This window comes from Pseudomonas sp. PNPG3, assembly GCF_023093815.1.
Lineage (GTDB): Bacteria > Pseudomonadota > Gammaproteobacteria > Pseudomonadales > Pseudomonadaceae > Aquipseudomonas > Aquipseudomonas asiatica.
Window position 1 is genome coordinate 50582 of the sequence record NZ_JALLKV010000028.1, and the last position, 19483, is coordinate 70064.

Consider the following 19483-nt stretch of genomic DNA (forward strand, 5'->3'; position numbering starts at 1 on the left):
TGTCAGTCCAGAAGTGAGAGGGTGACCGGGGTCAGGTGGTTGTCTTCGACCCGCACCAACAGCTCGCCTTCGTTCAGGCGGGCGGTCAGGCGCTGGCCATTTCGGGTCTGTTCGGCGCTGCGGATGGCCTGGCCCTGTTCGTCCAGCAGGATGCTGTAGCCGCGGGCGAGGGTGGCCAGCGGGCTGACCACCTGCAGCGTCTGCAACTGGGCCTGGAAGCGCTGGCGGCGGTCCTTGAGCACCTCGCGCATGGCCCGTGGCAGGCGCTCGGCCAGGCTGTCCAGGCGTTGGCCCAGCAGTTTCAGGGTTCGCCCCGGGTGCTGCGCGGCGAGGCGGGTGTCCAGGCGTGCCAGGCGCTCGTGTCGCTGGTTGAGGTTGAGCATGAACGCGCGGCGCAAGCGCATGTCCAGGTCGTCCAGGCGTTGGGCCTGCTGGCGCAGGCGCTCGCCCGGGTGGCGCAGGCGCCGGGTCAGCGACTCCAGGCGCAGGCGGTCGTGGGTCAGGCGGTTCTGCATGCGCAGCAGCAGGCGCCGTTGCAGGCCATCCAGACGTTGCTGCAGGCCACTGTTGTCGGGGGCCAGCAGCTCGGCGGCAGCAGACGGTGTAGGCGCGCGCACGTCGGCGACAAAGTCGCTGATCGAGACATCGGTCTCATGGCCCACGGCGCTGACAATCGGCGTGACACAGGCGGCCACGGCCCGCGCCACGGCTTCTTCGTTGAAGCACCACAAGTCTTCAAGCGAGCCGCCGCCCCGGGCCAGGATCAGCGCATCGAACCCCAGGCTATCGGCCAGGCGGATCGCGCGCACGATCTGTGCAGTGGCTTCGCGGCCCTGTACTGCGGTGGGGATCAGGTTCAGTTCCACTTGCGGGGCGCGGCGACCGAACACACTGATGATGTCGCGGATCACTGCGCCGGTGGGCGACGTAATGATGCCGATGCGCTGCGGGTGGGCCGGCAGCGGCTGCTTGCGTTCGGCGCTGAACAGCCCCTCGGCACCGAGCTTCTCTTTCAATGCCTCGAAGGCCAGGCGCAAGGCGCCATCACCGGCCGGCTCGACGGTGTCGAGAATCAGCTGGTAATCGCCACGCCCTTCGAACAGCGAAACCTTGCCGCGTACCCGCACCGCCAGACCGTCGCGCAGGGCCTGGCGCACCCGCGTGGCGTTCTGCCGGAACAGCGCGCAGCGTACCTGTGCGCCGCTGTCCTTGAGGGTGAAGTACATGTGGCCGGACGCCGGGCGGGCGAGGTTGGAAATCTCGCCTTCCACCCACACGCTGCGGAACACGTCTTCCAGCAGCACGCGGGCGCGGCCGTTGAGTTGGCTGACGGTAAGGACCTCGCGGTCCAGGCCGAGTCGTTCGAAAGGGTCTCTGATCATGGCGGGCATCATAAAGGACATCGGCCCCGGTTGTCTGTCCCGGCCCTATCGCCGGCAAGCCGGCTCCCATAGGTATCGCGCTGGCTTGGGCCTCATGCTGTCCCTGTGGGAGCCGGCCCAGCCCTTTGGGCTGCGCTGTCGCGTAGATAACTGAAAGTGCAAGCAGTCCGCATACCCTGTGGGAGCGGCTTTAGCCGCGAAGAATCCAACGCGGTGCATGGCACCGGCTGCGCCGGTGTTCGCGGCTAAAGCCGCTCCCACAGGGCCCCTGCTAATTCAATGAGTTAAGTGCAGTTCTATGGGGGCCGGCCTTTCAAGCCTGCATCGCCGTCACGAACTGGCGCACCATCGAACCTGCGTCACGCCTGCAAGCCATCGCCACAGTACTCTCACACCCTCCTTCCAGTGCCACGAAGCTGACTGAGGCTGGCGCAATCTCTCGCATGCATTCCGGCAACAACGCCACCCCAAACCCCGCCTGAATCAACTGCAACTGGGTGGTCTTGCGCGACAGCACCTGCGCTGCTCGCGGGAAAAAGCCTGCCTCCATGCACATCGAGGCCGACAGGTAGCTCAGCCCGCCACGGTCCCGGTGCGGAATGGAAATGAAGCGCTCTTCCCGCAGTTGTTCCAGTTTCACCTGTGGCGCGCTGGCCAAGGGATGCGCGGCGGCGACCGCCAGTAGCAGGGGTTCGCTGAACAGTTCATGCAGCACCACCCCTTCATGCTGGCGCAGCACCGGCAAGCGCAGCAGGCCGATATCCAACCGCCCGGCAGCGATATCCTCCAACTGCGCCTCCGACGACTGCTGGGCAATTTCCAGCGAAACACCTGGGTTGTCGCGCAAGTAACCGCCCAGGCGAGCCAGCAGCGGGCCGGTCAGCGGCACTGTACTGGAGTGGTTCAGGCGCAGACTGCCCTGCAGCCCTTCGCCAATGTCGCGGGTTACACGCTCGGCCTGCGCCAAGTCGGCCAGCAAGCGCCGCGCCCGTTCCAAAAAGGCCTGGCCAGCCAGTGTCAGGCGCGGGAGGCGCGCGGTGCGTTCGAACAGCGGCGTGCCCAGTTGCTGCTCCAGTTCCTTGATCTGCCGGCTCAGCGCCGACTGGGCGATGTACAGCCGCTCGGCGGCAGCGCTGAAGCTGCCGCATTCGGCGATTTCCACGAAGTAACGCAATTGGCGGATCGACGTCATGTCATGCCTTTTCGAGATGAGTGTGGCGACAAAGGCATATTAGTCGGCATGGCTCATGGCTGGCTAACCTTTGCCTGTCTTCCCAGGAACTGCTGTCATGCTCGCCCAACTGTCGTTTTCCGGCCTCGACTGGCTGCCTATCCTGCTTGGTGTCGGCGCTGCCTACATCGTCTTCGGCATCGCCGGTTTCGGCACCGCGCTGGTGGCCGGCCCAGTGCTGATCCACTTCATGCCGCTGTCGCGGATCATTCCGCTGCTGGTGCTGCTGGACTTCGTCGCCGCCTTCGGCAACCTGCTGCCCTCGCGCCGCGATGTCGTGCGCGGCGAACTGTTGCGGCTGCTGCCGTTCATGGCCATTGGCTGCGCGCTGGGTGTGGTATTCCTGCTACAGCTGAAGTCAGACCTGTTGCTGCTGCTGATGGGGCTGTTCGTCACGGCGTATGCCCTGTACGGGCTGGCGGTGAAGGTACGGCCGGCCAGTCTGTCGGGTTTCTGGGCAATGCCGATGGGCACGGCAGGCGGGCTGTTCGGCGCCTTGTTCGGCAGCGGCGGCTTCCTTTATGCGCTGTACCTGAGCGCGCGGCTGGAGGTGAAGGAGCAGGTGCGCGCTACCCAGAGCGCGCTGATCAGTTGCAGTACGGTGGTGCGGCTGACGCTGTTCCTTATCGCAGGCGTCTATGCCGACCAGAGCCTGCTGTTGCTCGCCGCCTGCCTGTTGCCGGTCATGCTCGTCGGCCTCTGGGCAGGGCGCAGGCTTATCCATCGGCTGTCTCGCGAAGCCTTTGTGCGCCTGGTCACCTGGCTGGTGCTGGCCAGCGGCCTGGCGCTTATCGGTCGCTACCTGAGCGCCTGAGCAGGCGGTAGAATTGCGCTATTACCGCGTTTTTCAGGCTTGTCCCGTTCATGAACACCCAGAGCATCATCGTTCCCAAGCTGTCTACCGTCCCGGTGCACGAAGCCCGTGCCCGCGCCATCCTGCGCTGGCTGGTGCGCGAGAAAGTCGTCGAGGAACAGCTGACCACCTGTGGCCGCACCGGCAACCGCATGGGCCATGCCCTGGCCGAAGGTGCCCGCAAAGTGGCCCTGCATCCGGAGAAACTGCCCTTCGGCGAACAGGTCAACGGCCTGGAGGTGATGCTCAAGCGCTGCATCTATACCCCTACCGAAGGTTTCCTCGAAGAGGCCGGTTGCCCCGAGTGCCGGCGCGAGGTGGGTGAGCCGCTGTTCGAAAGCCTGGAAGAATGGATGCCGGCAGTTAGCGACAACTTCACCTGCCCGTTGTGCGGCTTCGAAGATGACATCAATGGCTTCATTTACCTGCAGCCATGTGCCTTTTCCAACCTGGGGTTCATCTTCAACAACTGGGGCGAGGCCGGGTTCACCCAGGCCTTTCTCGACAGCTTCGCCGACTGGCTCGACCAGCCGGTGGCCGTGGTACAGGTAAAACTGCCACAAGGCTGACCGAAGGCCCTTATTTTGCATTGAGCGGCGCGCCGTGCATGAGTATAATGGCGCGCTTCCATTTTTCCCGCCCGGGAGCCCCCGCGATGCTGCGTATCAGCCAAGAAGCCCTGACCTTCGACGATATCCTCCTTGTACCTGGCTATTCCGAGGTACTGCCTAATGAAGTCAGTCTCAAGACCCGTTTGACCCGTGGCATCGAGCTGAACATTCCGCTGGTATCCGCTGCCATGGATACCGTGACCGAAGCGCGCCTGGCCATTGCCATGGCCCAGGAAGGCGGCATCGGCATCATCCACAAGAACATGACCATCGAACAACAGGCCAGCGAAGTCCGCAAGGTCAAGAAGTTCGAGGCTGGCGTGGTCAAGGACCCGATCACCATCGACGCCGACGCCACCGTGCGCGACCTGTTCGACCTGACCCGCCTGAACAACATCTCCGGCGTTCCGGTGCTGGCGAATGGCGACCTGGTCGGCATCGTCACCTCCCGTGACGTGCGCTTCGAAAGCCGCCTGGACGCCAAGGTCCGCGACGTGATGACCCCCAAAGAGCGTCTGGTCACCGTCCGCGAAGGCGCCGACAAGAACGAAGTCCGCGAGCTGCTGCACAAGCACCGCCTGGAAAAAGTCCTGATCGTTGACGACAAGTTCAACCTCAAGGGCATGATGACCGTCAAGGACATCGAAAAGGCCAAGGCCTACCCGCTGGCCAGCAAGGACGACCAGGGTCGCCTGCGCGTCGGCGCCGCGGTCGGCACCGGCAAGGACACCGGCGAGCGCGTTGCCGCCCTGGTGGCTGCTGGCGTTGACGTGGTGGTGGTCGACACCGCCCACGGTCACTCCAAAGGTGTGATCGACCGCGTTCGCTGGGTCAAGGAAACCTACCCGCAAGTGCAGGTGATCGGCGGCAACATCGCCACCGGCGCTGCCGCCAAGGCTCTGGCCGAAGCAGGCGCTGACGCGGTCAAGGTCGGTATCGGCCCAGGCTCGATCTGCACCACCCGTATTGTTGCCGGTGTCGGCGTGCCGCAAATCAGCGCCATCGCCAACGTTGCCGCTGCACTGGAAGGCACTGGCGTGCCACTGATCGCCGACGGCGGCATCCGCTTCTCGGGTGACCTGTCCAAGGCCATCGTTGCCGGTGCTTCCTGCGTGATGATGGGTTCGATGTTCGCCGGTACCGAAGAGGCTCCGGGTGAAGTCGAACTGTTCCAGGGCCGTTCCTACAAGGCCTATCGCGGCATGGGCTCGCTGGGGGCCATGGCACAGGCGCAAGGCTCGTCCGACCGCTACTTCCAGGACTCCTCGGCCGGCGCCGAGAAGCTGGTACCGGAAGGCATCGAAGGCCGTGTTCCCTACAAGGGCGCGCTGGCCGCGATCATCCACCAGCTGATGGGCGGCCTGCGTTCGTCCATGGGCTACACCGGCAGCGCAACCATCGAAGAGATGCGCACCAAGCCGGAATTCGTGCGCATCACCGGTGCCGGCATGGCCGAGTCCCACGTGCATGACGTGCAGATCACCAAAGAAGCCCCTAACTACCGCGTAGGCTGAGGCTTCCAGCTACAACAGAAAGCGGGGCTGTCATGACAGCCCCGCGTCGTTTCCGATTTCCACTGACGAGATTGAGTCATGGCCCTCGACATTCACGCTCACCGCATCCTGATCCTCGATTTCGGTTCCCAGTACACCCAGCTGATCGCCCGCCGCGTGCGCGAAATCGGCGTGTACTGCGAGCTGCATCCGTTCGACATGGACGATGAAGCGATCCGCGAATTCAACCCGCGCGGCATCATCCTCGCCGGCGGCCCCGAGTCGGTCCACGAAGCCAACAGCCCGCGCGCCCCGCAGGCGGTGTTCGACCTGAACGTACCAGTGCTGGGCATCTGCTACGGCATGCAGACCATGGCCGAGCAGATGGGCGGCAAGGTCGAAGGTTCCGACCTGCGTGAATTCGGTTATGCCCGCGTGGATGTAGTCGGCAAGAGCCGCCTGCTCGACGGCATCGAAGACCACATCGACGCCGACGGCGTGCTGGGCCTGGACGTGTGGATGAGCCACGGCGACAAGGTCACCCAGATGCCGGGCAACTTCCACGTGCTGGCCAGCACCCCGAGCTGCCCGATCGCTGGCATGTTCGACGACGCGCGCGGTTACTACGGCGTGCAGTTCCACCCGGAAGTGACCCACACCAAGCAGGGCGGTCGCATCCTGTCCCGCTTCGTGCAGGACATCTGCGGCTGTGAAGCCCTGTGGACTCCGTCCAACATCGTCGAAGACGCCATTGCCCAGGTGCGTGAGCAGGTCGGTTCGGCCAACGTCCTGCTGGGCCTGTCCGGCGGCGTCGACAGCTCCGTCGTTGCCGCACTGCTGCACCGCGCCATCGGCGACCAGCTGACCTGCGTATTCGTGGACAACGGCCTGCTGCGCCTGCACGAAGGTGACCAGGTGATGGCCATGTTCAAGGAGAACATGGGCGTCAAGGTCATCCGCGCCGACGCTGAAAAGCAGTTCCTCGACAACCTGGCCGGCGAAGCCGACCCGGAGAAGAAGCGCAAGATCATCGGCCGCACCTTCATCGACGTGTTCGATGCCGAAGCCAGCAAGCTGGAAAACATCCAGTTCCTCGCCCAAGGCACCATCTACCCGGACGTGATCGAGTCGGCGGGCGCCAAGAGCGGCAAGGCCCACGTGATCAAGTCGCACCACAACGTCGGTGGCCTGCCGGAGGAAATGAACCTCAAGCTGGTCGAGCCGCTGCGTGAACTGTTCAAGGACGAAGTGCGCAAGATCGGCCTGGAGCTGGGCCTGCCGTACGACATGGTCTACCGCCACCCGTTCCCGGGCCCGGGCCTGGGCGTGCGTATCCTGGGTGAAGTGAAGAAGGAATACGCCGACATCCTGCGTCGCGCCGACCACATCTTCATCGAAGAGCTGCGCAAGGCCGACTGGTACCACAAGACCAGCCAGGCATTCGTGGTGTTCCAGCCGGTCAAGTCGGTAGGCGTCGTCGGCGACGGCCGTCGCTACGCCTGGGTCGTGGCCCTGCGTGCCGTCGAGACCGTGGACTTCATGACCGCGCGCTGGGCGCACCTGCCGTACGAGCTGCTGGAAACCGTCAGCGGCCGTATCATCAATGAAATCGACGGCATCTCGCGCGTTACCTACGACGTGTCGAGCAAGCCGCCAGCGACTATCGAGTGGGAATGATCCCGCGTCCGGCATAGACCAGCACCAAAGAGCATTAAAACACCCCTAAGCCCGCGTAAATGCGGGCTTTTTCCGTTATTGGCGTGGCACTGTCTGGCAAATTTTCGCATCGCCAAGCACCCAGTTTCTATGGCATGGTAGATGGTACGATTTGAACCTGATGCCATGTTCGGTGCTCGATACCATGCCGCCTTTGATTGAGTGTTCATGGTATTGAATAGATTTAACTCATTGTCCTTAAAGGGTTTTTTGCGAGGATTTGTGGGATTTTTGAGCATGGTATTTTTAAGAGGAAACCCAACCCGACCATGCTGACTGATACCAAGCTGCGCAACCTCAAGCCAAAGGACAAGCTCTATAAAGTGAATGACCGTGACGGCCTCTACGTGGCCATCACGCCTGCGGGTTCCATTTCATTCCGGTACAACTACTCAATCCACGGCAGGCAGGAGACCATCACCTTCGGCCGTTACGGCGTCGGAGGGATCACGCTGGCGGAAGCTCGCGAACGGCTGGGCGAAGCCAAGAAGATGATCGCCGCAGGGAAATCTCCAGCCAAGGAGAAGGCGCGGGACAAAGCCCGCGTCAAGGATGCTGAGACATTCGGCGCTTGGGCCGAAAAGTGGTTGCGCGGCTACCAGATGGCCGAGTCCACCCGAGATATGCGCCGCTCGGTCTACGAGCGCGAGCTAAAGCCCAAATTTGGTAACCACAAGTTAGCCGAGATTACCCACGAAGACCTGCGAGCGCTGACCGATGCCATCGTGGAGAGAGGCGCACCGGCAACGGCAGTGCATACAAGAGAGATTGTCTTGCAGGTCTACCGCTGGGCTATCGAACGCGGCCAGAAGGTCGAGAACCCGGCCGATTTGGTGCGTCCCACGACCATCGCAAAGTTCGAGCCGCGAGATCGAGCGCTGACACCCGATGAAATCGGCTTGATGTACCAGTACATGGAACGCATTGGCACTACGCCTTCCATCCGAGCAGCCGCCAAGCTGCTGTTGCTGACGATGGTGCGCAAGAGCGAGCTGACCAACGCAACGTGGAGCGAAATAAATTTCACTGAGGCACTCTGGACGATCCCCAAGGAGCGGATGAAGCGTCGCAATTCCCATTTGGTGTTCCTATCTAAGCAGGCGCTGGACATTTTCATTGCCCTGAAAACCTTCGCGGGCGGCTCGGAGTACGTGCTGCCATCTCGCTATGACTCGGACTTGCCGATGAGCAGCGCCACGCTCAATCAGGTGCTAACGCTGACCTATCGTCTGGCTCAGAAGGAAGGGCTGTCTCTTGGCAAGTTCGGCCCGCACGACTTGCGGCGCACAGCCAGCACACTGCTGCATGAGGCGGGCTATAACACTGACTGGATCGAGAAGTGCCTTGCGCACGAACAGAAGGGTGTTCGAGCCGTCTACAACAAGGCCGAGTACCGCGATCAGCGCCGGGCAATGCTCCAGGACTGGGCGGACATGATTGATGAGTGGACGATCAGGAAGCCCCGCCTCAAGGACTGATTCGGAGCCTTGAGACCTGAATTTTTGTCGCGAAATGCCCACTCCGGTGGGCTTTTTTTTGTCCCGAAATAGACTTTTTTGGGACGCTTTTTCTTTCCTAAATCTCCTTAAAAAACTTTCGGAAAAACAAGCGATTGGGTGATTATCGCTGTCCCGAAACTACACGTTTGCGAGACGACTAACTCATTGATTTTCAAGGAAAAATTAAGATAATAGTGCTGGAACTTACCGGCATTGTGTAGCAATAATTAAACCTCGGACGATGAGAAAACGAGGTATTCGGTATGGAAAGACAATTAAGGAAATCGAGTAAAGTTCTCATAAGCAAAAAGCAACTACTGGAGATGATTCCACTGTGCGAGCGCACGATCTACAACTTTGAAAAGCAGGGAAAATTCCCTCTGCGCATCGCACTTAGCAGTCGAAAGGTCGTGTGGGATTTAGCCGAGGTCGAGGCATGGATTGATGCATGCAAACATTCCGGCTCGGCCCCTCGTCCCGGAATGGGGGCCTGAATTGTGGCGATTGACTTACGGGCAGCGTTCGAGAACGAACCGCCCGCACTAGACTTTATTTGGCCGGGCTTTCTTGCTGGGACGGTAGGCGCGTTGGTGGCTCCCGGAGCCACGGGTAAGAGCTTCTGGGCGCTGGAAGCGGCAATGGCCATCGCGTGCAGCGCTGCCGGTGGCGATCTTGTAGGCCTTGCCCCCGCGTGCACTGGCCGCGTGGTCTATTTCGCTGGAGAAGACCCGGAAGTCGCACTGGTGCGCCGTATTCATGCCATCGGTCAGCACCTGAATCAGCAGGCCCGTGAAAACATCGCCGAGAACCTGACAATCAAGCCCGTCATGGGTACGCTCATGAACGTCTTAGATGACGCTCAACGCGCTGCCCTAATCAAATTCTGTTCCGGCGCTCGACTGATCGTACTAGATACACTGAGCCGGATTCATGACCGCGACGAGAACAGCAATGGCGACATGGCCAAGCTTGTCGCCACGCTGGAGCACATTGCAGCGCGTACCGGGGCCTCTGTTCTTTACCTGCATCACGTTAGCAAAGGTAGCGCTCGTGAGGGGCAAACGGATCAACAACAGGCCGCAAGAGGCGCATCCGCCCTAATCGACAATGCCCGCTGGTGCGGCTTCGTCGCAAAGATGACCGAGGACGAGGCCAAGAGCCTAAGCGACCGCGCCTATGACCGTCAGCCCATCGGCAAAGACCGGCGCGGCTTCTTTGTTCGTTTTGGTGTTAGCAAGCAGAATTACGACGCTACTCCGCATGACCAATGGTATCAACGCCGCGACGGCGGCGTTTTGCTGCCGGTGGAGCTATTGGACGCCAAGCGGGACAGCGGAAAGGGGCGTCAGCGTGAGCAAGCATGACTTGACTCACGCCCGGCACGACCCGGTGCATTGTCTAGCACCCGGCCTGTTCCGTAGCCTCAAACGTGGCGAACGAAAGCATAGCAAGCTTGACGTTGCATATGACTACGGCAATGGCAAGCGTATCGAGTTTAGTGGGCCGGAACCGCTTGGGGCTGACGATCTCCGCATCCTGCAAGGATTGGTAGCAATGGCTGGGCCTTCTGGCCTTATGCTTTCTCCCGATCCTCAGACAGAAGCCGGTAGGCAGCTCCGGCTATTTCTCGAACCCAAATGGGAAGCCGTCCAGCAGAATGCGATGGTGGTCAAGGGTAGCTATCGGTCGCTAGCCCGTGAGGTTGGCTATGCGGATATCGACAATACTAGGCCAGTACGCGATTGCATTGAGAGGCTCTGGAAAGTCTCTATCATTGCGCAAAACGATAGGAAGCGGCAGGGCTTCCGTTTGCTGTCCGAGTACGCAAGTGATGAGCAGGACGGCAAGCTGTACGTGGCATTGAACCCCCTTATTGCTCGCGCAATCATGGGCGGGCAGCACATCCGCATAGATATGGCCGAAGTTAGGAAACTACGGACCGACCCCGCCCGCTTGATTCACCAACGACTGTGCGGCTGGATTGACCTCGGTAAGTCGGGGCGGATACAGCTAGACACGCTATGCGGCTATGTTTGGCCGGATGAACCGACGAACCCGAATACCGTCAAAAAACGCCGACAGACGGCACGCAAGGCGCTGGCCGAGCTTGCTGCCGTGGGTTGGAGGGTAGGCGAGTATGCTAAGGGTAAATGGGAAATCGGGCGACCCAAGGCATCCGACTGTAACGCTGCTGCCCCCTGTTTAACGGCACCCCACCCCCTGTTTAACAGTACCCAATCCCCTGTTTAACAGTACCCGGCCGGTTTCTGAAATCCCCGCAACGGCGGGCCTTTGCGGGCCCTTCGCAAATTCCATCCAAGATTCTCTAAGAATCTCCAGCATGCGCGCTAAGCGCCGCGCCTTGTTGGCGCAGCTCATCGCTTGCTTGTCTTGGTCGGCCTACGGCCGTTGGGCACCAAAAAGGGAAGTGGGTAGTGCGGCGGGGCTGGTTGAAATTGTTCGAAGGCCGAAGAGGCTCCAGTAGCGCGTGTAGGGGCATGTACCCCTAGAATCGCTCAGAACGCAGCGTCGGGCTTTACAGAGGGTGATGGACGGAGTGAGACAAGTCCGTGCGTATTACTAATGGCAAAGCCCCACGCCAGCACTGAGGCGGGGTTGCGTGGGGCTGGTCAGCGATCACAGCTTGCCGGGACTATCTTGTTTCTGTGCTTCCTGCGCTGCCTGGATGGCCATCAATGCTTGCTGATTCAGCGATGCGTTATTCTTGCTGCCCAGCAAAGGCAAGCGATTCATAGCCTGTGCCCCGGCAAACATGTGATAGGAGGCCGACAAGGCGAGCGGGCTTACTCGAAGCTGCAAGGCCGTGTACTGCCGATCCAATCTATCGAGTTGCGGCCCGTAGCCCTTGCTACGTAGCCATCGACCGAGCGCCCACATACCAATTGCGAACGTCGATGCAAATACTACGAATCCAGCGAACATAAGTACGGCCATCATGGTTATTACTCCAAGTTATCGTTGTTTGAGGCAGTGCCGGGCACATTGAGCGAGGCTAGGCGACTTGTAGCGGGGCTTGCGTCCGAGACTGGACGGATGATGTTAGATTCCGTTTGTGCAGTTTCCCCGCTATCGGCTGGAACGGTCGAGTTGGCGTCAGGCGCAGATGGCGGAGCTCCTGCACCAAGAGACAGAGAGTGTGCATTCTCCATTCCCGGCACTGCCATCGAGGTCATCACGCCGAGCGCCTTTGCGCTAGCGTTGGCCGCTTGGGAAAGGGCGTTACCAGAGCCAACAAGTCCAGCTTTCGGTGTCCCTTGCTGGTTTTTGTCGTCGTTGCCCTGTGCGTCCCTCCCAGCCTGCCTGGTCGCCTGCTGCACGCCACTGCTAGGCTGCTGCGGAGCCGCGCCCGACGATTGAGGGGCGGCACTGCCACCCACGCGGGCACCGGCCGACGAAGCGCTCTGGGCGGCCGCTTGGCCGCCCGTACTCGCAGCGCCGCTAGTTGCCGCTGCTGCTGGCGTACCACCACCGGCAAAACTGGAATTGATCGCAGAAGCCAGACCGCCGCCGCTAATCCCACCTGCACCAGCTACCCCTGCACCAGTGGCGCCGCTAGTACCCGCAGCGCCAAGAGCACCGGCAGCAGCTGGAGTGGCCGCCCCTGCCGTGGCGATGGTGGCAACCGCCGCCGCCGCCCCGGCTGCCCCGGCCACAGCCATCCCACCAATGGCCGAGCCACCGCCCATGGAAGTGCCGCTAATCATGCCGCCGATCAGGTCAGGAATAGTCTTGGTCAGATAGCAGCACACTAAGGCTAAGCCGACCATCGTCATCAATGACGCTTCATCATTTGTATAGGCTGCTAACCATTGCTTAGCAGACTGTACAACTAGGCCGACAATCAAGGTCAATACAAATAGCTTGGCACCAATCGCAACGGTGAAACGCATTGGCGCAATTGCAAAGTCCCGCGTCCATTGCGAGCCACCAAAGCCTAAGAACAGCACGGACGCGTTGATGATTACGTAGGACTCTACGAGCGTTACAAACATAAATGCAGCGATGAAGGCGAAACACGCCAACACAAGGATTGCGCATACAGCGATCAGAAGTCCCTTAGCTGGAGAAAATACCGAAATGCCCTTTACCATTGTGCGGCCAAAATCCAGCGCAACGGCAAGCATATCGCCGGGTTCTAATGCGCGCCCGAGGCCGCTCGCCGATGCTGCTGCATCGCGGAAGCTATCGACAATGGCCGTCGACCACTCTACTGAGTACTTCATAACTGCAAGAAAGAAGCCGATCACCAGCACGAAGCGCAGAAGTTCGCCGACAATCTCACCGAAGTCGGCTTGCTTCATGACCAGAGGCATGAACGTCCAAATAAACTGAATCGAGGCCAGCAGCCAGAACAGTCGGATCGCATACTCATAGAGCTTCGCTGACCACTGGTGCGACTGTTGTAGAACTAGGTCGAGTAGGCCTTGAACCGATGTATCGGCATGTGAAAGGTCGGTTGCGGCCATAGCATCTCCGGCCACGAACAGACTTGCGAAGGCGAGAAAGAACAATAGGCGATCCATAGCTAGTACCCCTTCACGCCGCCACGAGTGTTCGGGCGCGCCTCAAATGACGCATCAGCGTCACGCTTTTGCATTTGTTGCTCTGCCACCGCAGTACATTCACCGTTGCTTTTAACCATGACGGTAACCATGTAACCGGCCAGGGCGGAGCCGGCGCACATCAACGCAATGATCCATTTTGAAATAGTCACTCTCAGTACTCCTTAACGCCGCCGCGTGTGTTTTTGCGGGCTTCAAACTGCTGTTCGGTGGCTTCGCTCGCAGCCTTCCGGTCGCCTTGCTGAGCCATGTAATTGCCCTGCATGTTGATTTGCGTGGCCAGCAGGTCGCGCAGCTTTTGCAATTGCTGCACGTTTTGCCCGGCAATTTCATTGCCCGCCTGAATCGCCTGCATACGACCAACGGCCGACTGCGAACGAGCAACCATGCGGTCTAGCTGGGCATCCTCGGACTCGAAGGTGCTGGTATTGAAGTTCGCCGCTTCCATCGCCGTTTTTACGTTGTCGCGGCCCTGTTGCGACCACTTTTGATAGCGATCCTGCGCCGGGGCCTCTGCCGAATTAGCTGCTTGATTTAGGTAGTATTCGAAGCCCGGAAAAACTGTGTTGAACTGCGAATCCATGTTCTGGATTTGGCGGCCCAACGCCTGCGAGCGGTTGTAGATGTTGACGACGCTTTTCAAGTCAGACGCGATGCTGCTGAACATTGAATCGGGCAACCCTGTGCCTTGCGTGACCATATTTTGGTATTGCTGAATCTGCGTTTGCAATTGCTCGGCGGTGTTCAGCGCTGTGTTGACCTGCTCGGCGTACTCGAACATCTGTTGATAGAACGTCGAGCAGTTAGAGCAGTAGATGGCGTAAGCCGGTACAGGTGTCATGTAGAGACCTACGCCGAAGCCTGTAGTTGCCATTGCCACAGCTAGTGCCGCACCTCGGCGAAATATCCGGGCGGTAAAAGCTGACGTACTTTGCGATTCTTTTTCCATATCGAATACCTCGTTTCGTCGTCGTCCGAGGTTCGATTATTGCCGCATTTCCCGATGACCTCTAGGGTTTGTGGCTTCTTTTTTCAATGGAAACATAGGCTTACTGTTCCCGCAAACGTCGTATTTCGGGACGAAAGTAGACGCTTAAGTACCTGTTTTAAAGTATGTTCTTAGAAGAGTTTTGAGGGGGAGGATAGTGTCCCGAAAACGTCTGTTTCGGGACAAAAAAATGCCCACCGAAGTGGGCTTTTGACAGGGCTGCGTGCGGTGTCAGTGAGCCGCGTAGTAAGGATTCTGAACGCGATAGAGGCAACGTTCCGTTTCAGGGATGTGCAGCGTCTCCAAGTGCCACTCTTCAAGTGAAGAAGCGAGCCGGGCGGCAATGCGCTGAGCCTCCACAACGTACCTATTAGATTGGCTGCTAGCTTGACCTAGGCAGGCTTGCAGTTCATTGAGTTGATCAGCCAGAGCACTTATGCGGTGAGTTGTCTTCATGGTCTATTCCCCTTGCTTATCCTTTCAACGATTCTGTCGAATTCTTCCCGGATCTGATCGTCCGTAAGCTCCAGATTAACTAATCCCGATTTTATTGCAATTCTCCCGATTCTTTCTGCTGCTTCATTGTCGAGTTTTGCAAGCCTCGCCTTAGCCATCTCTAGCTCAGAAAAAGCATCAGATCGGCGCTCAGAAAGAGTTTTCCTAGCCATTTTTCGTGCTCCTTTTTGGTGCCAATTAGGCCCTGCTCAGTTGTTGGAACACGGGCATTCTAGCGACCACAGGAATTCTTGACTATGTGAGGATCGGAGACGCTATAACCGAATCGTCGGAGCGGTATGTTGGCTTCAGGTCATGGCGTTCTCTTCCCTGCTTGCTCCGTCCATTTAAATTTTTCCGGCCAAGTGAATTCAAGGCAATTTTAGGCAACTTTAGGCAATTCACTCCTGAATTAAGGCAGCGCTAGGCAACTTAGGTAAACCGAACGAAATTCAAGGAAATTAAAAGCAACATGCCTTATCGAAGCGGCTATCAGAGTTAAATTTCTTTGAGTTGCGCTCAGACAGACGGCAAGATGTGTGTTGTGGGTCCACAGGCTACGCCTGTTCCCCCCAACACCGCCCCTTACTCACCTGCGGTTCGACGGCATCTTGCTCTGCGAGGCCCACCGTCGCTGCCGCGACCGAACATCAAAAGCCCGATGCGGCACCAAAGGAAAGGCGCGCTGCTGCGCCACCTGGCTGTCGCTCTGGCATGAGCGAGAGACGAATGGCAGAGAAGAAAAAGACGACGTACGGTACCCGGCCTCGGAACGAATACATCAAGGTCTTCGTGACCGAGGACGAGCGCGCCGAGCTGGTAGAGCGTGCCGCGCAAGCGGGCATGTCTCAGTCGGCGTTCCTGCGCGCCGTTGGTTTGAATGAGCCGATCCGCTCGGTTGTTGACCTGCAAGCCGTGGCCGACTTGGGCAAGGTCAATGGCGACCTTGGCCGAGTCGCTGGCTTGCTGAAACTTTGGCTTGCAGAGAAGCGCGGCCAAGGTGCGCGGCCGGTGGATGTTGAAGCGATGATGAACGACTTTCGCAGGCTGCAGGGTGATGTCCTCGCCATTATGGCGCGAGTCATCAAGTTATGACGTGAGTGATAATTAGAAATCGTCAAGGTTATTTAACAAAATCGGCTTGGTCGTTTTGCGCGCCGGTGAATCTTTGGAGAAATATATTGCACCTCATCATGCTCGATACCTGCGTTTGGCTTGATATTTCATCTCAGAAAGCGGAATTGCCTATGCTTGCTGCTCTAGAGCAATTGGTACAGGATGGTAGTATCAGAATTCTTCTTCCAGATTTAATACGTGTAGAGTACGAGCGAAATAAAGATAGGGTCATTGAGGCTACACGCAAGCGACTTGCAAATGAGTTTCGGGTAGTTAAATCTGCTGTTGAGTCTTTTGGTGGCCAAGGAAAAGATGCTGCGCTAAAAGCCTTGGATGATGTTAATCATCGGCTTCCAATAATTTCGGAGGCGACTCAGGGCACGGTAAATCGCGTTCTAAAACTTTTCGAAACTGCCCACAAAATTGCGGTCTCTGATAGCGCTAAAATCAAGGCAGCAGAGAGGGCGATCGCGAAGAAAGCGCCGTTTCATAAGCAGAAAAACAGTGTTGCCGACGCGGTATTGGCCGAGTTGTTTCTGGAGTTTAAAGTAGCACGCGCGAATGAGTACGAAACGTTCAGGTTCGTTACCCATAACGTCACGGATTTTTCCGGAAAAGATCATAGGCAGCCACACGAAGACTTTGCAGATATTTTCGACGGAAGCGCATCAATATTCTTTAACTCTACGAACTCTGCGATTGAAGATCTCCTCGATCTGGAAGAGTTTCATTATGAGAATAGCTTTGCCTGGGAGGATGAAACTCGCGGGCTTCAGGAAATAATTTCAGCGATGGACGAGTTGTTCGATAAGGTTTGGTACAACCGTCACATGAACATGATTTATCATTTAGATAATGGTGATATAGAGGTTGTTCCTTCTGGAACCGAGCGCTACGGCAATGATGTGATCCACGAAGACATCCTGAGCCAAGCAAAAATAGCAGCTCAACGGGTCAGAGAGAAGTACGAAGATACTGGGCCTTGGAGCGACTTTGAATGGGGGATGCTCAATGGGAAGCTTTCTGCCCTGCGATGGGTATTAGGTGACGAGTGGGATATGCTCGACACGTAAGGAGGGCTAGTGTCGCTTCTTATCCATAAAAATATCTGCCGATGTCTGAAGGATATAGGGCCTTCGTATCTGCTCTGGCGGCGCACATCGCGGCGGAGGCAGCGCGTTGGGGTTGATAGCTATCGAATTTAGGTAAAACAAGGAAGAGTATGAGCGATCAGTACACATCTGCGAAATTCTGGCGCTGCGCGCTCCAGGTCAATCCCGTCGGTTACAACGGCACCTATAGAGGAGCAGATCACGGGCTTGATGAGGCGGGGTATAACCAAGCACTCCTCCAGAAATGCCTTGAACTAGACATTAAAGTAGTTGGCGTGGCTGACCATGGCAGTGTGGCCAGCGTTAACGCATTGCGTGATGTTCTTCAACCCCACGGGATTGTGGTATTTCCCGGCTTTGAAATCGCCTCGAACGATAAGACTCATTACGTCTGCCTATTTTCCGAGGAGACGACGGGGCAGCAGCTAGAACGCTATCTTGGCAGGCTCGACCTGCTTGACCCTACAGATGGCGTTTGCCCGTCTCAATTGAGTTCCGAACAGCTGATCGATAAGGTCGATCAGCTCGGGGGCTTCATCTACGCTGCGCATTGCACGCAGGATAGTGGCGTATTGAAGAACCGGCTCAATCACGTATGGAAGCTACCTAAGCTGCGTTCGGCCCAGATTCCAGGGCCGGTAGATGACTTAATGGGGGTTGAAAGCGATTTTTACCGCAAGGTGCTGCTAAACAGGGACGATGCCTACCGCCGCGAGCGACTTATAGCTGTCATCAATGCCAAAGATGTCGCCAAGCCAGAAGACTTGGAGCAGCCTGGAGCCACTTGCCTCATCAAGATGACGCGGCCCAATTTTGCGGCGTTCAAGGTAGCTTTCCTTGACCCGGAGTCGCGAATCCGCTTGAACTCGCAGCAGGTCGAAAGTCCGATTGGCAAGGTGCTCCGCATGACTATCACGGGTGGGTACTTGGATGGTGTCCGCGTGGACTTCTCCGATCATCTCAACACCGTCATCGGAGGTCGAGGGACAGGTAAATCTACCTTGCTCGAATGTTTGCGTTACGCCTTGGACTTTCCACCCAAGGGCAGGCAGGCCCTGAAGCACCATCAGGAGATCATCAAGGAGAACCTTGGCCGGGCTGCTGGCCGATTAGAACTGATGGTGTTGTCGTCAGCTCAGAACGGCAGGCAGTACACAGTCTCACGGCGCTATGGTGAACCGCCGATTGTTCGTGACTTGGACGGCAACGTCTCGACACTTCTCCCGAGAGACTTGCTGCCTGGTATTGATATTTATGGACAGAACGAGATTTACGAGCTGGCTCAGGACGAAACCAGCCGCTTGCAGTTATTGGATCGCTTTCTTCCTCAGGACGGGGACTATGAGAGTAAGAGCACTGATGTTCATAGGCGCTTGACAGAAAACCAACGGAAGCTAGTGAAGTCCTTTTCCGACCTTGATGATGTGAAGGCGCAGGTGGATCGCCTACCGAAGTTGGAGGAGCAGCTACGTGGGTTTGAAGAACTTGGCATCAAGGAAAAGCTGGCAAAGACCTCGCTAATAGCGAGAGAGCGAGAGATTGCCAAGGGGGCTGCTGAAAGCGTGCGGTCTCTGCAAGACGCCCTTGCGGACTTTAGAAGCAGCATGCCCGACCTCGCCTTTATCAGTGATGAAGCTCTCGAAGGGCTACCTGACGTAGCTCAGCTGACAGCGGTGCGCACGACGCTGGAGGGGATCAGTCAAGTCTTCACCGGCCATCTGACATCCATGACGACGTTGTTGGATGAGGCGTCAGGCAAGCTTAACGTTCAGCAAGATGCTTGGCAGCAGGCTATCCAAGGACATGAGGTCGAACTGGAGAAGGCGCTTCGGACGCTTCCTTCGGCGGCGGGTAAAAGTGGGCAGGAAGTCGGTGCAGCCTATCAGCGGCTCATGGGTGATATCGAGCGCATAAAGCCTATGAAAGCAAAGCTGTCAACACACGAAGGCCAAGGCAATACTTTGAAGCAAGAGCGGCGCAACCTGTTGGCCGAACTGTCCGACCTACGGGGGCAGCGCATTCAGGCCCTACAAAAGGCTGCAAAACGCTTGAACAGGCGACTTCAAGGAAAACTCAAGGTCGAAATCGTGCCGGAGGCCGATCGCTCTCCGCTGCTGAATTTCCTGCTGGGTTGCAAGCTGGAAGGCGTTGGGGAAAAGCGATTGGCGTGGATCGAAGAGGCTGAGACGATCAGTCCGTTGTCGTTGGCTCAGTCGATCCAGAATCGTTCGGCCGATGTTCAACAGGAATGGGGTGTCACTCAGATGGTGGCCGAGGCCCTTACTAAACTCCAGCCATCGCAGCTCATGGAGCTAGAGGCACTGGAGCTAGATCATCGGGTAGACATTTCCCTAAGGAAATCCTGAAAAAGACTTCCTGATTTGGCAAAATCCCCGGACACCAA

At 58.1% G+C, this 19483-nt stretch carries 19 protein-coding genes; 11 read left to right on the top strand and 8 right to left on the bottom strand.

The genetic code is table 11. The annotated features are described in order from the left end of the window. Window positions 1-2: 2 nt before the first annotated feature. A complete protein-coding gene (xseA, locus tag MJ643_RS18440; protein ID WP_024086369.1) occupies window positions 3-1382 on the bottom strand; it encodes an exodeoxyribonuclease VII large subunit in 1380 nt (459 codons plus the stop codon). A gap of 313 nt (window positions 1383-1695) precedes the next feature. Continuing rightward, on the bottom strand, window positions 1696-2574 hold the full coding sequence (locus MJ643_RS18445; protein ID WP_013971136.1) for a LysR substrate-binding domain-containing protein: 879 nt from the start codon (window positions 2572-2574) through the stop codon (window positions 1696-1698). A gap of 97 nt (window positions 2575-2671) precedes the next feature. Between MJ643_RS18445 and MJ643_RS18450 the strand changes: the two genes are divergently transcribed. From MJ643_RS18450 to repC, 8 genes are all read left to right on the top strand, one after another. Beyond that, window positions 2672-3427, top strand: coding sequence for a sulfite exporter TauE/SafE family protein (locus tag MJ643_RS18450; RefSeq protein ID WP_208209441.1), 756 nt, complete (start codon window positions 2672-2674; stop codon window positions 3425-3427). Window positions 3428-3477: 50 nt separating this feature from the next. Continuing rightward, a complete protein-coding gene (locus tag MJ643_RS18455) occupies window positions 3478-4035 on the top strand; it encodes a hypothetical protein (RefSeq protein WP_003257977.1) in 558 nt (185 codons plus the stop codon). An 86-nt stretch (window positions 4036-4121) separates the two neighbouring features. Then, the gene (gene guaB, locus MJ643_RS18460; protein ID WP_013971138.1) at window positions 4122-5591 is read left to right on the top strand and encodes an IMP dehydrogenase; all 1470 of its coding nucleotides are present in this window, start codon (window positions 4122-4124) and stop codon (window positions 5589-5591) included. Window positions 5592-5669: 78 nt separating this feature from the next. Next, window positions 5670-7247: a glutamine-hydrolyzing GMP synthase gene (gene guaA, locus MJ643_RS18465; RefSeq protein WP_013971139.1), complete on the top strand. Its 1578-nt coding sequence runs from the start codon at window positions 5670-5672 to the stop codon at window positions 7245-7247. Between the two features lie 308 nt (window positions 7248-7555). Next, a complete protein-coding gene (locus MJ643_RS18470; protein ID WP_005913208.1) occupies window positions 7556-8764 on the top strand; it encodes a site-specific integrase in 1209 nt (402 codons plus the stop codon). A gap of 284 nt (window positions 8765-9048) precedes the next feature. After that, complete coding sequence (locus tag MJ643_RS18475) at window positions 9049-9279, top strand: AlpA family phage regulatory protein (RefSeq protein ID WP_010370213.1); 231 nt, start codon at window positions 9049-9051, stop codon at window positions 9277-9279. Window positions 9280-9282: 3 nt separating this feature from the next. Beyond that, on the top strand, window positions 9283-10149 hold the full coding sequence (locus tag MJ643_RS18480) for a helicase RepA family protein (RefSeq protein WP_025998506.1): 867 nt from the start codon (window positions 9283-9285) through the stop codon (window positions 10147-10149). Continuing rightward, window positions 10136-11035, top strand: coding sequence for a replication protein C, IncQ-type (repC, locus tag MJ643_RS18485; protein WP_041930863.1), 900 nt, complete (start codon window positions 10136-10138; stop codon window positions 11033-11035). Before MJ643_RS18480 ends, repC begins: the two co-directional genes overlap by 14 nt. A 387-nt stretch (window positions 11036-11422) precedes the next feature. On the opposite strand, the gene MJ643_RS18490 is transcribed toward repC, so the two are convergent. The 6 genes from MJ643_RS18490 to MJ643_RS18515 all read right to left on the bottom strand — a co-directional run bounded on the left by MJ643_RS18490 (window position 11423) and on the right by MJ643_RS18515 (window position 15024). Then, a complete protein-coding gene (locus MJ643_RS18490; protein ID WP_247726971.1) occupies window positions 11423-11743 on the bottom strand; it encodes a hypothetical protein in 321 nt (106 codons plus the stop codon). A 5-nt stretch (window positions 11744-11748) separates the two neighbouring features. Beyond that, on the bottom strand, window positions 11749-13329 hold the full coding sequence (gene trbL, locus MJ643_RS18495; RefSeq protein ID WP_010370224.1) for a P-type conjugative transfer protein TrbL: 1581 nt from the start codon (window positions 13327-13329) through the stop codon (window positions 11749-11751). A 2-nt stretch (window positions 13330-13331) separates the two neighbouring features. Then, window positions 13332-13520: a hypothetical protein gene (locus MJ643_RS18500; protein WP_010370227.1), complete on the bottom strand. Its 189-nt coding sequence runs from the start codon at window positions 13518-13520 to the stop codon at window positions 13332-13334. Window positions 13521-13522: 2 nt separating this feature from the next. Then, window positions 13523-14317: a P-type conjugative transfer protein TrbJ gene (gene trbJ, locus MJ643_RS18505; RefSeq protein ID WP_025998504.1), complete on the bottom strand. Its 795-nt coding sequence runs from the start codon at window positions 14315-14317 to the stop codon at window positions 13523-13525. 270 nt (window positions 14318-14587) lie between these two features. Next, window positions 14588-14812: a hypothetical protein gene (locus MJ643_RS18510; RefSeq protein WP_010370232.1), complete on the bottom strand. Its 225-nt coding sequence runs from the start codon at window positions 14810-14812 to the stop codon at window positions 14588-14590. Next, window positions 14809-15024, bottom strand: a complete 216-nt coding sequence (locus tag MJ643_RS18515; protein WP_010370235.1) for a TraC family protein — start codon at window positions 15022-15024, stop codon at window positions 14809-14811. Before MJ643_RS18515 ends, MJ643_RS18510 begins: the two co-directional genes overlap by 4 nt. 556 nt (window positions 15025-15580) lie before the next feature. Between MJ643_RS18515 and MJ643_RS18520 the strand changes: the two genes are divergently transcribed. The 3 genes from MJ643_RS18520 (at window position 15581) to MJ643_RS18530 (ending at window position 19445) form a co-directional block, all read left to right on the top strand. Beyond that, complete coding sequence (locus tag MJ643_RS18520) at window positions 15581-15946, top strand: CopG family transcriptional regulator (protein WP_025998503.1); 366 nt, start codon at window positions 15581-15583, stop codon at window positions 15944-15946. A gap of 98 nt (window positions 15947-16044) precedes the next feature. Then, the gene (locus MJ643_RS18525) at window positions 16045-17040 is read left to right on the top strand and encodes a PIN domain-containing protein (RefSeq protein WP_014594306.1); all 996 of its coding nucleotides are present in this window, start codon (window positions 16045-16047) and stop codon (window positions 17038-17040) included. 149 nt (window positions 17041-17189) lie between these two features. Further along, on the top strand, window positions 17190-19445 hold the full coding sequence (locus MJ643_RS18530; protein ID WP_247726972.1) for an AAA family ATPase: 2256 nt from the start codon (window positions 17190-17192) through the stop codon (window positions 19443-19445). Window positions 19446-19483: the final 38 nt, after the last annotated feature.